Here is a 14985-nt window from a genome sequence, read left to right on the forward strand (position 1 = left end):
GTCCATGGCGGTCCGATTCCAATGGTGTCGCTCCCTGGGCGCCGCGGACTTTCCGATAACGGCTTATGAACAGCTGCGAACCCAGGTGCCCGACACGACCCCCTTCAACACCCTGGCCTGGCTGCAGGCGGCGGAGTTTGCCCTGCTGCCGGACCAGCAAGTGCATGTGTTGCTGGGCTGGCAAGACCAGACGCTGTGCCTGTGCCTGCCTTTGGTATCGGCACGTGAACGCATCGGTGGCCTGCGGTTCCGGGTGTTGCGTCACCTGGGCTACCCATTGGCCGATCGTATCGCCCTGTTGGTGCGCCTGGACGCCGAGGGCATGAGCCAGGCGCTGATGCAGATCCGTCAGCACCTGCCCCATGCGCTGCTGCAATTGAACGAAGTCACCGAACCGGTGGGTGAAGGAAGCGTCCTCAGCGCCTGGATGGCACTCAGTTCCACCGGAGAGCGACGCCTGAGTTGCCGGGTGCCGGTGCATTTGATCAGCGACAGCGACCACCAGGAAATTTCCGGAGACCCGCGCTACAAGTTGCGCCGGGCGCGCAAGCGCATCGCCGCCTGTGGTGCCCAGATGCGCCGGGTGACGCCCGATGCCATCAGCATGGGCCTGCTGTTGCACGACCTTGCCGAAGTCGAGGCGGTGAGTTGGAAAGGCGAAGAAGGTGTCGGCATCTTCGCCGATCCCAGGCGTCGACAATGGATGAACCACGCCTTCACCGCCCTTGCCGCCGAGGGCCTGGTGCGGGTGGTGATGCTGGAGCTGGACGGTCGCTGCATCAGTTACCGCCTGGGGCTGCTGGACCAGGGGCGACTGTACGACTACAACCTGGCATTTGTGCCGCAGCATGCCGACCTGGGCAGTGGCCGGGTGCTGCTCGAAGAGTGGATTCGCTGGGGGTTGGACGACAACTGGCGGTGGATCGACGCATCGCGGGTCAGCCTGGAGAATTCCAGTCATCAACTGCATGAACGCATGACCGGACAACTGGAGCACTGGCGCTGGAGTTTCTATTCGTGGCAGCCCGCAGGCTTGCTCCTGGGATTCGGCTTGCGCCTGTGGAAAAGCCTCAAGCCATTACTGCGCAAACGCCCTGCCGGACAAACCACGACAACGACAGCATCATCTACCCCCAAGCACCAGGAGAATGAGGATGCCCCGCCAAGTGATCGTCAACGCTGACGACTTCGGGCTCAGCTTCAGCGAAAATGCGCTGATCCTGCAGGCTTTCGAGGCGGGTGTGATCAGTTCCGCCACAGCCATGGCCAACATGCCGGGGTTCGAGCAAGCCTGTGAAATGGCCCGACATCCGTTGCTCAACGGGCGCATCGGCCTGCACTTCAATCTCAGTTACGGCTCGCCGCAGGGCAAGGCGATCGCATCACGAGCGGCGTTTTGCGACACCCATGGCGAGTTCGACCTGAACCTGTCGCGCTATCGCCTGCGCCTGGGCGCAAAGGACTTGGCGGCCGTGGAAGACGAACTGCAGGCACAATGGCAGTGCTGCCTCGACCATGGCTTGCGCCCAAGCCACCTCGACTCCCATCAACACGTGCACAACATCTGGCCCATCGGCGAACTGGTGGCCCGCTTCGCGGCCCGACAGGGCGTGCCCATTCGACTGGCGCGCAACCTGGGAGCGAACCTGAACCTGCCCAAGCGCATCTTCAAGACTCTGCTCAACCGTCGCCTGCGCAACCTGTGCGGAGCCACGGCCGACTACGTCTGCACACCGGCCGACCTGCATCACGCCGCGCCACCGGAGTACGGTTCGCTGGAAGTCATCGTTCATCCGCTGCACCTGGATGGGGATTTTGGTGATGCCAGCCTGGTGCCGGGAAACTCACTGACCCACGTGCTGCACAGCCGTCTGGCCGGAGTACCGAAGGTGGCGTATGGCGGGATGGCACCGGTGTTGCTGCTGGCCGAGTATGGGGATGTGCAGTGATTTATCGTGTGGCGAGACGGCTCGCTCCCTCGCCACACGTCCAGGCAGCCGCCAACGGCTATCCAAAATCCCTCCACCCGTCGAGCGAATCTGATAAAAAGCAGCTTCAGTCTCGAGTAGCGAATCGCGTCGATGCCTTCACTTTTACTCTCCCGCCTTCGGCAGCGCTGGTTGGCTTTCCTGATCATGACCATGATGGTGGTCGGGCTGCCGGTGGGCTGCAGCGTGTTGCAGCACAAGGAGCGGGAGCTGGTATTTCGGATCGAGCCGGGAACCGCGCGCTGGTTCAGTGGCTTGCCGAGCAGTGTGCAGGAGTTCGATCTCAAGCCCAAAAGCTTCAAGGCCGGGGACAATATCCACGGCTGGTGGTGGCCGGCCGAACGCAAGAACGCGCCGGCGATCTTGTATCTGCATGGGGTGCGCTGGAACCTGACCGGGCAGTTGTTTCGTATCCAGCAGTTGCGGGCCCTGGGTTTTTCGGTACTGGCTATCGACTACCGTGGCTTCGGTAAAAGTCATGGGGATCTGCCGTCGGAAGCCAGCGTCTATGAAGACGCGCGCATCGCCTGGAAGCGTCTTGAAGTGCTGCAACCGGACCCGGCCCGGCGGCTGATCTATGGTCATTCCCTGGGGGGTGCCGTCGCGGTGGATCTCGCGGCGGAACTCGGCCAGAAGGCGGCGAAGAACGGCAGTGTCGTGCCGGCCCGAGGCCTGATCATCGAATCCACGTTCACGTCCCTGGGCGATGTCGCCACCGCCATGGCGGACACGTCCTTGCCGGTACGCTGGCTGCTGTCGCAGAAGTTCGACTCCATCGACAAAATCGGCGAGATCAACATGCCACTGCTGGTGGTGCACGGCTCCGCCGATCGCTACGTACCGCCGCGTTTCAGCGAACAACTGTACAACGCCGCCCAGGAGCCCAAGCGTCTGTTACTGGTCCCTGGCGCCACTCACAACAACAGCATGAGCCTGGCGGGCAGAACCTACCGGCAGGCGCTGGATGCTTTGATGACCGCCAAGCCATCGCCCGTGGCCGGACAACCCCTGGGCGGGGCGGCCAAGGCGGGTTAATGCACACAAAACCGGTGGGGGCTTGCTCGCGATAGCGGTGGGTCAGTTTGCATCGATGTGGGATGTGCCGACGTCTTCGCGAGCAAGCTCGCTCCCACAAGGATTGCGTTTACCTGCAACGCAGGAACAAAAACGGCACCTTTCGGTGCCGTTCATTCATTGCAGATGCCGTTTTACTTACGCGCCGCCTCCCACGATTTCAGCAGCTCGTTGTAGTTCACCGTTTCGCCTTTAGGCTTCTCGTTCGCCAGTTTCGGCTTTGGAGCGCCCGGTTGGTCGAACCAGTATTGCGCGTCGCGCTCGGGGTTCATTTTCGGTGCGCAGGTGGCCTGGGCCTTGGAGCGTTCCAGACGGGTCATGATCGCGTCCTGATCCTTGGCCAACCCATCGAGCGCCTGTTGCGGGGTCTTCTCGCCGCTGGCAGCTTCGGCGATGTGGCTCCACCACAGTTGTGCAAGCCGTGGATAGTCCGGCACGTTGGTCCCGGTCGGGGTCCATTGCACGCGGGCCGGGCTGCGGTAGAACTCCACCAGGCCACCGAGTTTCGGCGCCAGGTCGGTCAAGGCCTGGGAGTTGATGTCCGACTCACGAATCGGCGTCAGGCCAACGATGGTTTTCTTCAGCGACACGGTTTTCGACGTCACGAACTGCGCGTAGAGCCAGGCCGCCAATCGCTGCTTCTCAGGCGTGGACTTGAGGAAGGTCCAGGAACCCACGTCCTGATAGCCCAGCTTCATGCCCTCTTCCCAGTATGGACCGCGCGGCGATGGCGCCATGCGCCATTTCGGCGTGCCATCGGCGTTCATGACAGGCAAGCCCGGCTTGGTCATGTCAGCCGTGAAAGCGGTGTACCAGAAGATTTGCTGGGCGATGTTGCCCTGGGACGGTACCGGCCCGGATTCGGAGAAGGTCATGCCCGCCGCTTCCGGTGGCGCGTATTTCTTCATCCACTCCACGTATTTGGTGGTGGCGAATACGGCTGCGGGGCCGTTGGTATCGCCGCCGCGGGTCACGCTGGAACCAACCGGATGGCAGTCTTCGACACGAATGCCCCACTCATCCACCGGCAAGCCGTTGGGCAATCCTTTGTCGCCGCCACCGGCCATGGAGAACCAGGCATCGGTGAAGCGCCAGCCCAGGGATGGGTCTTTCTTGCCGTAGTCCATGTGCCCGTAGACGCGCTTGCCGTCAATCTCCTTGACGTCTTCGGAGAAGAATTTGGCGATGTCTTCATAGGCTGACCAGTTCACCGGGACACCCAGCTCGTAGCCGTATTTTTCCTTGAACTTGGCCTTCAGCTCGGGGCGCTCGAACCAGTCGGCGCGGAACCAGTACAGGTTGGCAAACTGCTGGTCAGGCAGTTGATAGAGCTTGCCATCCGGCGCAGTGGTGAACGATGTACCGATAAAATCCTTGAGGTCCAGTGTCGGCGAAGTGAAGTCCTTGCCTTCGTTGGCCATCAGGTCGGTGATCGATTCAGTCTTGCCGTAGCGAAAGTGCGTGCCAATCAGGTCCGAGTCGTTGACCCAGCCGTCATAGATATTTTTATCCGACTGCATCTGGGTCTGCAGCTTCTCCACCACGTCGCCTTCCTGCAGCAGGTCGTGGGTCAGCTGGATCCCGGTGATTTCGCTGAAAGCCTTGGCCAGCACCTTGGATTCATATTCGTGGGTGGCGATGGTTTCCGACACCACGTTGATTTTCATGCCGCGAAACGGCTGGGACGCCTTGATGAACCACTTGAGTTCTTCGAGCTGCTGATCGGCTGTCAGGGTTGACGGCTTGAATTCACTGCCGATCCATTTTTTAGCGGCGTCTTCATAGGCGTCGGCCCAGGCCGAAGCACTCAACCCGCTGAGTGCCAGCACGGCTGCCAATGAAACGCTATGTCGCAGCTTATTGTTTTTATCGAACATAGAGACCTCCTGTTTGGGTTTAAGAGCCTGGTCGTCGAACCTTCGACGTGGCCTGTACGGTTAATTTGAGTACTCGAATTAGCCACACAGACCACTTAGCCCCACCGCATCACTGCCAACAGCCACACCAAGGACAACGCGAACGCTATCCAGATGCTCCAGTCGGTAACGCCAACTACCAGCAGATGCAGATAGGCGCTACCGAGAAGACCGATAAACAACCGATCGCCACGGGTGGTGGCAATCGGCAGGAAACCCCGCCGAGGGATACTCGGCGAACGCAGTTCCCACGTGGTCATGCCTGCCAGCAGCAAGGCAATGACCCCAAAGAACACCGCCGTGGGGGCGGTCCAATTCATCCATTCCATCATCGACTCCTCAGACCCGGCCCAGGGCAAAGCCCTTGGCCACGTGGTTGCGAACGAACCAGATCACCAGCATGCCCGGCAGGATGGTCAACACCCCCGCCGCCGCCAGCACGCCCCAATCGATACCGGAGGCCGACACGGTACGGGTCATGACCGCCGCGATCGGCTTGGCATTGACCGACGTCAACGTGCGCGCCAGCAGCAATTCGACCCAGGAAAACATGAAGCAGAAGAACGCCGTGACACCGATGCCCGAGCCAATCAACGGAATGAAGATCTTGGCGAAGAACTTGGGGAAACTGTAGCCGTCAATGTAGGCGGTCTCGTCAATTTCTTTCGGCACCCCCGACATGAAGCCTTCGAGGATCCACACCGCCAGCGGTACGTTGAACAGGCAATGGGCCAAGGCCACGGCAATATGGGTGTCGAACAGCCCGATGGACGAATACAGCTGGAAGAACGGCAGCAGGAACACCGCCGGAGGCGCCATGCGGTTGGTGAGCAACCAGAAGAACAGGTGCTTGTCCCCCAAAAACCGGTAGCGGGAAAACGCATAGGCCGCCGGCAGCGCCACGCCCAGGGAAATCACCGTGTTCAGGCTCACGTAGTACAGCGAGTTCAGGTAACCGGTGTACCAGCTTGGGTCGGTGAAGATCACCTTATAGTTCTGGAAAGTGAAATCGTGGGGCCACAGGGTCAGGCTGCCGAGGATCTCGGTGTTGCTCTTGAACGACATGTTCAGCAGCCAGTAGATGGGCACCAGCAGGAACAGGATGTAGATCAGCAGTGGTATCAGCTTTCTCTTGCTCATGGCGCGGGCCTCAACGGTTGGCGTCGGAGTGAGTCATGGCGGTGTAGAACAGCCACGACACCAACAGAATGATCAGGAAGTACACCAGGGAAAACGCCGCCGCCGGGCCCAGGTCGAATTGACCGATGGCCATCTGCGTCAGGGTCTGGCTGAGGAACGTGGTGGCGTTACCCGGCCCGCCGCCCGTCAGCACGAACGGCTCGGTGTAGATCATGAAGCTGTCCATGAAGCGCAGCATCACTGCGATCAGCAGCACGCTCTTCATCTTCGGCAACTGGATGTGCCGGAACACTGCCCAGTTGGACGCCCGGTCGATCCGCGCAGCCTGGTAGTACACATCCGGAATCGCCCGCAGCCCCGAATAGCACAGCAGCGCGACCAGCGAAGTCCAGTGCCAGACGTCCATCACCAGCACCGTGACCCAAGCGTCCATGGTGTTGGCCGCATAGTTGTAGCTGATGCCCATGGCGTTGAGCGTCGAGCCCATCAACCCGATGTCGGCGCGACCGAAAATCTGCCAGATGGTACCCACCACGTTCCACGGAATCAGCAACGGAATCGCCAGGATGATCAACACCAGGGACGACCATTTACCCTTGGTCGGCATGGTCAGGGCGATGGCGATGCCCAGGGGAATTTCAATCAGCAGCACACACGCCGAGTAGATGAACTGGCGCAACAGCGAGTCGTGCAGCCGTGGGTCCAGCAGCACTTGCCGGTACCAGTCGGCGCCGACGAAGTACCGGCTGGACTGGTCGAAGATGTCCTGCACCGAATAGTTGACCACGGTCATCATCGGGATCACGGCGCTGAACGCCACCAGCAGGAACACCGGCAACACCAGCCACCAGGCCTTGTTGTTCTGCACCTTGTTCATGGCTGCACCTCGCTCAATGGTTCCAGCAAGTATTCATCGGCATAAACCATCAGCCATTGGGCCGGGAAACTGATGTACGCCGTGCCTTCGGGCACCGGCTTGTCTTCGGCCAGGCGCACTTTCAGCGGCGCGCCATCGAGGTTGAGGGTCAGGATCTTGTAGGTGCCCAAGTCCTCGACGTGGACCACATCGGCGCGCATCGCATCGTCGTAAGGCCCGTCCCAGACGTGGACGAATTCCGGACGAATCCCGACCTTCAGGCTCTTGCCTTGAGCCTCGACAATGCGCTGTTGCAAGGTCGAGGACAGGGGCAAATGAGTCGAGCCGAAGCCAACGCCTCCGGGCTGCGCCGTGACCTCGATCAGGTTCATTCCCGGGCTGCCGATGAAGTAACCGACGAAGGTGTGGCTCGGGCGCTCGAACAGATCCCGAGGCGTGCCGAACTGCACGATCTGGCCGCCATACATCACCGCGATCTTGTCGGCGAAGGTGGACGCCTCCAACTGGTCGTGGGTGACGTAGACCATGGTGATGTTGAACTGCTCGTGGATCTGCTTGAGCTTGCGCCGCAGTTTCCATTTCAAGTGCGGGTCGATCACCGTCAGCGGTTCGTCGAACAGGATCGCCGACACGTCGTCGCGCACCAGCCCACGGCCCATGGAGACTTTCTGCTTTTCATCGGCGGTAAGGTTGCGGGCCTTTTTGTCCAGCAGGCTCTGCAGGTCCAGGACCTCGGCAATTTCCTGCACCTTGGTGTGAATCTTCGCCTCGGCCATGCCCTGGTTGCGCAGCGGGAACGCCAGGTTGTCGAACACCGTCATGGTGTCGTACACCACCGGGAACTGGAACACCTGGGCAATGTTGCGCCGCTCCGGAGTCAGGTCGTTGACGACAGTGCTGTCGAACATCACCTGGCCTTCGGAGGGGCTGAGCAATCCGGAAATGATGTTGAGCAAAGTGGATTTTCCGCAGCCCGAGGGCCCGAGCAGTGCATAGGCACCGCCCTGCTCCCAGATGTGGTTCATCTCACGGATCGCGTAGTCCTCTGGGCCCGCCGGGGTGCTGGTGTAGCTGTGGGCGAGGTTCTGCAAACGAATTTCGGCCATCAGGCAACCCTCGCGATACGCTGGCCAGGGGCTTGGACCAGCTTGCCCTGGGCATCGAAAACAAACAGTTTGTGGGTCGGAATGTAGATGCGGATCGGCGCGTCCACGTCGTACTCATGCACCCCAGGCAAGTGCAGCACCAGCAGGAAATGCTCGTTGCGCACGTGCAGGAACGTCTCCGAACCACTGATCTCGGCCACCTCGACGGTCACCGCCAGTTCGAGGTCGTCATCGTTGCTGGGCACCAGGGAGATATGACTGGGGCGCACACCGAAGCGGAACTCGCCCTCGCCCACCGGGCGCAGGTCGACATTCAACGGGAAGTGCACGAAATTGGCGAAGCTCACTTCATTGCCGGCAATGCGTCCGGGCATGAGATTGATCGGCGGTTCGGAAAACAGTTCGGCGGCCAGCACGGTTTGCGGCTGGTGATACACCGAGGACGATTTGCCGCTCTGGATGATCCGCCCTTCATGCAGGATCGTGGTGGTGCCGCCCAACGCCAACGCTTCGTTGGGCTCGGTGGTGGCGTAGACGGCGATGGTGTGGCGGGCCTGGAACAGTTCGCGCATTTCCTGGCGAAGTTCCTCGCGCAGCTTATAGTCCAGGTTCACCAGCGGCTCGTCGAACAGGATCAGTTCGGCGTCCTTGACCAGCGCCCGGGCCATGGCTGTGCGCTGTTGCTGGCCACCGGACAATTCCAGCGGATGGCGCTGCAGGAATTTCTCGATCCGTAGCATCCTCGCGGTTTCCAGCACCTTGCTCTGGATCACCTCATCGGACACACCGGCCTGGCGCAGGGGCGAGGCGATGTTTTCGAAAACGGTCATGGTCGGGTAGTTGATGAACTGCTGATAGACCATCGACACGTTGCGCAGCCGCACCGGGCGCTTGGTGACGTCGACGCCGTTCATCAGGATGCGACCGCTGTCGGGCTTGTCGAGTCCGGCCATCAGCCGCATCAGGCTGGTCTTGCCGGACAGCGTGCGGCCCAGCAGGACATTGAAGGATCCGGGTTCGAAACTCAGATTGGCATCGTCGATCCAGGTCTGGCCTTCGACGGTGCGACAGATGTGCTCAAGCGTTAATGACATGGCTCGGCCTTTTTATTATTTGGAGTCAAGCGACCCGAGTCTAAAAGCGAAAGCCGTGCCATAAATCACAAGCCTTTGATTTTATTAATTTTTTCTCTATTTATTCAAAAAAGTGCATTCGTTGATGAACACAAATGAACAGGCAGGAATGAACAACTGAACAATTCCTCGGTTGACAATGAACAAATTTGAACAACACTGAATGAACGTTTCCGGTTAGCCTGGCAGCGATCCTGTGGGAGCGGGCTTGCTCGCGAAGGCGGTGTGTCAGTCAACATAAATGCTGCTGATCCAACGCTTTCGCGAGCAAGCCCGCTCCCACAAGGGTCTGTGTATGAAGTGGTATTCAGGCTTGCCCCAGCACAAGGAGGATGTGCGAGACTGATCACAACAATAAAAACAGCTCCTGCGAGAGTGCCCCATGGCCGCACCTGCTCCTGCCTTGTCCCACGAGGCCATCATCCAGGCCTCCTGGTCCCGTTGCCGCGCCTTTGGCCTGAACCATCAGAGCGTGCCGGCCTTCGATCAGTTGCCCGCCGAAGGCATCGCCCAGTTGCTGGAGAGCCAGCATTCGTTGGTGCAGACCACCCACCAGGAAGTCCTGCCGTATTACGAGAACATCCTGAGCAACTCCAATTGCCTGATCATGCTGGCCGACAACCTGGGCCAGGTGCTGACCTCCTGGGGCACCCAGCGCTTCATCGAGCCGAAACTGGCCCATGGCTTCAGCGCCGGAGCGAGCTGGAGGGAGCGCTGCACCGGCACCAACGCCATCGGCACCGCGCTGGCCTGTGAACAGGCGGTGCACATCGAACACGATGAACACTTCCTCAAGGCCAACCGTTTCATGACTGGCTCCGCCGCGCCGATCTTCGACGCCGAGCGCAAGGTCATCGCGGTGCTGGACGTCTCCAGCGACAGCTACCTGCCGCCGTCCCACACCCTGGGCATGGTCAAGATGATGAGCCAGACCGTGGAAAACCGGCTGATCCTCAACCTGTTTCGCGGTGAACACTTCCAACTGACCTTCAACACCGGCTTGAACAACCTCGACAGCCAATGGGCCGGGCTGCTGATCTTCGATGAGAGCGGCCAGGTCCTGTCCGCCAACCGCCGCGCCGACAACCTGCTGGGCCTGAGCCTGTCGCGGGTCAGCATCGAAAGCCTGTTCAAGGTCTCGTTGCTGGAGCTGCTGAACCAACCCGACGGCCTGCCGTTCGCCCTGCAAGCGTCCGGAAGCAATCGTTTCCAGTGCGTGCTCAGGCGCCCGAGCCAGGTGTCGATCAAGGCGCGGGTCTTCGCCGAACCATCACCCGCGCCTGCCCCCGCCAGCCACGTCATCAGCCTCAACACCCTGCACTTCGGTGACAGCCGCGTGGAAAAAGCCGTGCGCCAGGCCGAGCGCTTGCTGGAAAAGGACATTCCGCTGCTGATCCACGGCGAGACCGGGGTGGGCAAGGAAGTGTTCGTCAAAGCCCTGCACCAGGCGAGCTCGCGCTGCAAGCAGCCGTTCATTGCCGTCAACTGCGCGGCGATTCCCGCCGAGTTGGTGGAATCGGAATTGTTCGGCTACGAAAAAGGCGCCTTCACCGGCGCCAACCAAAAGGGCAGCATCGGCCTGATCCGCAAGGCCGACCGTGGCACGCTGTTTCTCGACGAGATCGGCGACATGCCCCTGCCGACCCAGGCTCGATTGTTGCGGGTCTTGCAGGAGCGTTGCGTGCAACCGGTGGGCAGCGCCGAGCTGTTCCCGGTGGACATCCGCATCATCTCCGCCACCAACCGCTCGCTGCGTGAACAGGTGCAGCTGGGTCGGTTCCGCGAAGACTTGTATTACCGCATCGGCGGCTTGACCCTGGAACTGCCACCGCTGCGCGAACGCAGCGACAAGCAGGCCCTGTTCAAACGCCTCTGGGAACACCATCGCGAACCGACCCAGTGGGCCGGTTTGAGCCGCGAGGTCGTGGATCTGTTCGAACGCCATCCGTGGCCGGGCAACCTGCGCCAGGTCAGCAGCGTGTTGCAAGTGGCCCTGGCGATGGCCGAGGAACAACCGATCCGCCCGGAACACCTACCCGACGATTTCTTCGTCGACCTTGAAATGGAGCCGGTGGAAACACCCGAACCACTGACCGTGGACCTGAACGATGTCGAAGATCTGAACCGCCAGTTGCAGGCGGTGGGCGGGAATATTTCGCACCTGGCGCGACGACTGGGGGTCAGCCGCAATACCTTGTACAAACGCCTGCGCCAACTGGAAAACTGATACGAAACCTGTGGTGAATGCGATACCTGAGACAACTCGGAAAAACTGTGGGAGCAAGCCCGCTCCCACAAGTTCCGTTTCTCAACTGAGAGGCACTACTCCGAAGAGGCTGCCATTTCGTTGAAACACCGGGTCAATCGAACGCACCGTTGAGCACTTCATAGATGATGCCGCTGGCGATCGCCACCAGGATCAGGTCGGTGCCCGCCTGCCGCCACTCATAACCATCGTAGTGCGGCAACCGCCCCAACAGGCGCCCGTCGAGCTTCTTGGCAATGCCTGGGGGCAGCGGCTTGCCCCGGGCGAGGTTCTTCTGGATACCCGGTGGCAACGGCGGGCCGGGGCTCCAATAATCACGATGGCCACCAAGCAGGCCGATAATGCCGCCACGATCAATGCTCGGGCCGTTGTGCCAATCGCCACCGGACGGATTGCCCTTGCCACCCTGGTTACCCTTATTGCCAGGATTGCCTTGCCCTCCCCCCTTGTTGCCCTGCCCGCCTTTGCCTCCCTGTCCCTGACCGGGGCCTTGATCGAATTGAGCGTTTCCCTTGCCGTTGCCCGGGTCCGCGACAACAATCCCAGGGCCCGCCGCCAGGGCGAAACAGGTCACTGCAGCAATCAACGAGCGCGATTTAAACATGGCAGTTCTCTCAAAGAGGGGATGTTCCCCTGTAAAGATATAGAGACTATGGGTGATATTAGTTCCATATCACGCTGTGCGTCGTTGCCAGACAGGACGATACTTTCAACCCGCAATCAAGGAGTTCCATGCGCAAGGATTACCTGGCTTTTTTCGTCTCGATGTTCCTCTCCCGGTTGGCCGATCAGATTTTGCTGTTCATCGTTCCGCTGATTGTTTTCCAGACCACCAACAGCGTTTCCTGGGCGGGCCTGGCGTTTTTCGTCGAATCGCTGCCACGCTATTTATCGTTTCCGATCTGCGGCGCGCTGTGCGACAAATTCCCGCCCATTCGTATCCTGCACATCAGCCAGGTCTATCGCGCTGTCGCCTGCGGCGTGGCGGTCGTGCTCTATGGCGTCTTCGGCGGTATCTATTGGATCGTGGCGCTCTCGGCCCTATGCGGCGTGTTGACCACCCAAGGCATCATGGCGCGTGAAGTGGTGATGCCTTACATCTTCAAGCACTACACCTACACCAAGACCCTCGCTTACTCGCAAATAGCCGACCAGACCGGGTTGGTGCTGGGCCCGCTGATCGCCGCATTGATGCTCGAAGTGTGGGCGTGGCACTGGGTGGTGCTGGCGATTGCCGGACTGTTCCTGCTGGCGGACCTGGCCATGGTCTATTGGCAACGCACCAGCTCGGTCACGCTGGAAACCTTCGAGCAGCATCACGATGTCTGGCTGAAGCCGCTGCGCATCGCCTTCGGCCACATCCGCCGCCTGGCGGAGCTGAAAAAAATCATCGGCCTGGCGGTGGGCGTCAACCTGATCATCGGCGTCACCCTCGCCACCTCGGCCGCCATGGTGATCGGCCAATACAGCGCCGGTAAGGATTACTACGCCGGGTTACAGGCGGCCGGGGCGATGACCACCATCCTCATTCTGTTCTTCCTGGCGCGGGTGAGCTTGCCGTTGAAAGTCCTGGGAGCGCTGTCCTATACGCTGATCGCCGCTGGCGCTTTCATCACCGCGTTCAGCCCGAGCACATGGGGTTATGCCGTCGGTTTCCTGCTGATCGTCGGCTTCGACAAGATGTTCAACGTCTACTTCCGCACGTTGCGCCAACAAGTCATCCCACCCCAGGATTTCGGCAAGACCGTTGGCGTCATTACGCTACTCAACAACCTGTCGCAACCACTGGCGGGCCTGCTGGTCGCGGTGCTGGCCGCGCCTGTGGGAACACAGCAGCTGATTCTGCTGCTGGCGTTCGCCACCAGCGTAATCGGTATTGGCGTGGTGGTATTGCATGGAAAGGCGTCAACCGGGCCTGAGATCTACGGCACAGACGCTGACTGAGCGGCATTCACCGAGTTTGTATTATCAGTGACTTATTGTTGAGGCATGGTTGAAACATTGCCGGCGCTGAACGTCTTTCCGGGCGTTCATGGACATGCAGCCCCACCACTCGTCGCCTGTTAAACGTAGCACCTGATAGGCGGCCACGTCTGGCTTAGGGTTTGCACTGGCCTGTGTTAGCAGCCAAGAACGACGTAATTCTGACGCGGCGGCAATTTTATCAATGCTTAGTCAGCCAATGGAGATGTACCGTGTCAACTCTCAACGAAATCGCAGCGAACCACGCGAGAATGGCAAAGGCAAAGGAAGAAGAGTCGATACGGCTGAGTGCGCTTCACGGTCAAGTAGTGGGGAGTTTCGAAATTCCGCCCCTTGAGGCGAAACCGCAGATGCCGCTGCACTTCATGGCTGCGGTTCAGGATCACTCATTTGGGGAGACCGCGGCCCTGAGCTTTTAACCCGGATGTTGACTGGAACTCATCGCCCGCTTGTGAGCGGGCGACTTGACGCCTTAAAAATGCCTGACTAACGCGGCAGCCAGTATGCCGGCCGCAATCGCAGGCAGCGGCTTTTTCAGGAGCAACATGACGATTGCCGTGGTCAACAACGCCAACCGTGCGCCGTTGTCACCTTTAACAGCCATCGGAACCAGAACCGCCACCAACACCGAACCGGACATGGCCGTGATGAACTGCTGCACCCGATAGTTGATCGGCACGAACGACATCACGAAAACACCGCCCCACCGAGTTGCCAATGTCACGACGGCCATGATCAAGATGACGAGCAACGTGCCATAACCCGCCGTTTCAATATTCATTGTTGTTTCTCCATCCACAGCGCGCCCAGAGCGCCCCCCGCCAAAGCGCCAACCACGACATGACTGTTCGCCGGCAAATACCAGTAGGCCAGCAGCGATGAGCAGGCCGCCACGGTCCAGATGATGAACATGCGCAGGTTCTTCTTCCCACCCACGACCATCGCCAACAAGAAACAGCCCATCACCATATCGAGCCCGAAGCTGACCGGGTTCTCAATGGCGCTGCCAAAATGAAGCCCCAGCCAACTACCCAGGATCCAAGTGACCCAGAGGGCAATGCCGCCGCCGAATAAAATCCCGAGCCCCGGCTTGCCACGATTGAATGCCTGCATCGCCATGGCCCAGTTGGCGTCCGAGACAACCAGCATGACACCGTAGCGTTTGGCGACGGGCAACTCCCGCAGCCACGGATAAAGTGTCGCGCCCATCAACAGATGCCGGGCGTTGATGGCGAAGACCGTGATCATCAGCGGAACGACGGGGACTTGCTGCCCCCACAGATCCAGCGCGGCAAATTGAGACGCGCCGGCAAAAACCAGCGTGCTCATGAGCACGGCCGACGTATCACTCAAGCCGGTTTGCGCAGCCGCCAGGCCGAAAGCGACGCCGAACACGACGACGAAAAGAGAAATGGGGATTAACTGTCTGAAGCCGTCAACGATGTGTTGCAGCTTTAACTCATGCAGATGCGTTTCAACGTTCGACAAGACATCGCCTCTTC

The 14985-nt window shown here is 60.1% G+C and carries 15 protein-coding genes; 6 read left to right on the forward strand and 9 right to left on the reverse strand.

Features of this window, described 5'->3' with window-relative positions:
• Positions 1-4: 4 nt before the first annotated feature.
• From EPZ47_RS19220 to EPZ47_RS19230, 3 genes are all read left to right on the forward strand, one after another.
• A complete protein-coding gene (locus EPZ47_RS19220) occupies positions 5-1183 on the forward strand; it encodes a GNAT family N-acetyltransferase (protein WP_135846256.1) in 1179 nt (392 codons plus the stop codon).
• Positions 1155-1949, forward strand: coding sequence for a ChbG/HpnK family deacetylase (locus EPZ47_RS19225; protein WP_135846257.1), 795 nt, complete (start codon positions 1155-1157; stop codon positions 1947-1949). The genes EPZ47_RS19220 and EPZ47_RS19225 overlap by 29 nt, the downstream gene beginning before the upstream one ends.
• Before the next feature lie 132 nt (positions 1950-2081).
• Positions 2082-3023 (forward strand): alpha/beta hydrolase, encoded by a 942-nt coding sequence (locus tag EPZ47_RS19230; protein ID WP_135846258.1) that lies wholly within the window; start codon positions 2082-2084, stop codon positions 3021-3023.
• A gap of 173 nt (positions 3024-3196) precedes the next feature.
• Here the strand turns inward: EPZ47_RS19230 and EPZ47_RS19235 are convergent, their stop codons facing one another.
• From EPZ47_RS19235 to EPZ47_RS19260, 6 genes are all read right to left on the reverse strand, one after another.
• A complete protein-coding gene (locus EPZ47_RS19235) occupies positions 3197-4939 on the reverse strand; it encodes an ABC transporter substrate-binding protein (protein ID WP_135846259.1) in 1743 nt (580 codons plus the stop codon).
• 95 nt (positions 4940-5034) lie between these two features.
• Positions 5035-5307 carry a DUF2160 domain-containing protein gene (locus tag EPZ47_RS19240; RefSeq protein WP_135846260.1) on the reverse strand — a complete coding sequence of 91 codons (273 nt, stop codon included), beginning with the start codon at positions 5305-5307 and terminating at the stop codon, positions 5035-5037.
• A gap of 10 nt (positions 5308-5317) precedes the next feature.
• Positions 5318-6118 (reverse strand): carbohydrate ABC transporter permease, encoded by an 801-nt coding sequence (locus EPZ47_RS19245; RefSeq protein WP_135846261.1) that lies wholly within the window; start codon positions 6116-6118, stop codon positions 5318-5320.
• A gap of 10 nt (positions 6119-6128) precedes the next feature.
• Complete coding sequence (locus tag EPZ47_RS19250) at positions 6129-6995, reverse strand: carbohydrate ABC transporter permease (protein ID WP_135846262.1); 867 nt, start codon at positions 6993-6995, stop codon at positions 6129-6131.
• Positions 6992-8101 carry an ABC transporter ATP-binding protein gene (locus EPZ47_RS19255; RefSeq protein WP_135846263.1) on the reverse strand — a complete coding sequence of 370 codons (1110 nt, stop codon included), beginning with the start codon at positions 8099-8101 and terminating at the stop codon, positions 6992-6994. Before EPZ47_RS19255 ends, EPZ47_RS19250 begins: the two co-directional genes overlap by 4 nt.
• Positions 8101-9195 (reverse strand): ABC transporter ATP-binding protein, encoded by a 1095-nt coding sequence (locus EPZ47_RS19260; RefSeq protein ID WP_135846264.1) that lies wholly within the window; start codon positions 9193-9195, stop codon positions 8101-8103. The genes EPZ47_RS19255 and EPZ47_RS19260 overlap by 1 nt, the downstream gene beginning before the upstream one ends.
• 421 nt (positions 9196-9616) lie before the next feature.
• On the opposite strand from EPZ47_RS19260, the gene EPZ47_RS19265 reads away from it, so the two are divergent.
• Complete coding sequence (locus EPZ47_RS19265; protein ID WP_135846265.1) at positions 9617-11461, forward strand: sigma-54-dependent Fis family transcriptional regulator; 1845 nt, start codon at positions 9617-9619, stop codon at positions 11459-11461.
• A 133-nt stretch (positions 11462-11594) separates the two neighbouring features.
• Here EPZ47_RS19265 and EPZ47_RS19270 read toward each other — a convergent pair whose 3' ends face one another.
• Positions 11595-12104 (reverse strand): anti-virulence regulator CigR family protein, encoded by a 510-nt coding sequence (locus tag EPZ47_RS19270; RefSeq protein ID WP_135846266.1) that lies wholly within the window; start codon positions 12102-12104, stop codon positions 11595-11597.
• Positions 12105-12232: 128 nt separating this feature from the next.
• Between EPZ47_RS19270 and EPZ47_RS19275 the strand changes: the two genes are divergently transcribed.
• Both EPZ47_RS19275 and EPZ47_RS19280 read left to right on the forward strand, forming a co-directional pair.
• Complete coding sequence (locus EPZ47_RS19275) at positions 12233-13444, forward strand: MFS transporter (RefSeq protein ID WP_135846267.1); 1212 nt, start codon at positions 12233-12235, stop codon at positions 13442-13444.
• 251 nt (positions 13445-13695) lie between these two features.
• A complete protein-coding gene (locus EPZ47_RS19280; RefSeq protein ID WP_135846268.1) occupies positions 13696-13902 on the forward strand; it encodes a hypothetical protein in 207 nt (68 codons plus the stop codon).
• A gap of 53 nt (positions 13903-13955) precedes the next feature.
• Here EPZ47_RS19280 and EPZ47_RS19285 read toward each other — a convergent pair whose 3' ends face one another.
• Both EPZ47_RS19285 and EPZ47_RS19290 read right to left on the reverse strand, forming a co-directional pair.
• Positions 13956-14264, reverse strand: coding sequence for an AzlD family protein (locus EPZ47_RS19285; protein ID WP_135846269.1), 309 nt, complete (start codon positions 14262-14264; stop codon positions 13956-13958).
• Positions 14261-14971, reverse strand: a complete 711-nt coding sequence (locus EPZ47_RS19290; protein ID WP_135846270.1) for an AzlC family ABC transporter permease — start codon at positions 14969-14971, stop codon at positions 14261-14263. The genes EPZ47_RS19285 and EPZ47_RS19290 overlap by 4 nt, the downstream gene beginning before the upstream one ends.
• Positions 14972-14985: the final 14 nt, after the last annotated feature.

The sequence above is a fragment of the Pseudomonas viciae genome, from assembly GCF_004786035.1.
Lineage (GTDB): Bacteria > Pseudomonadota > Gammaproteobacteria > Pseudomonadales > Pseudomonadaceae > Aquipseudomonas > Aquipseudomonas viciae.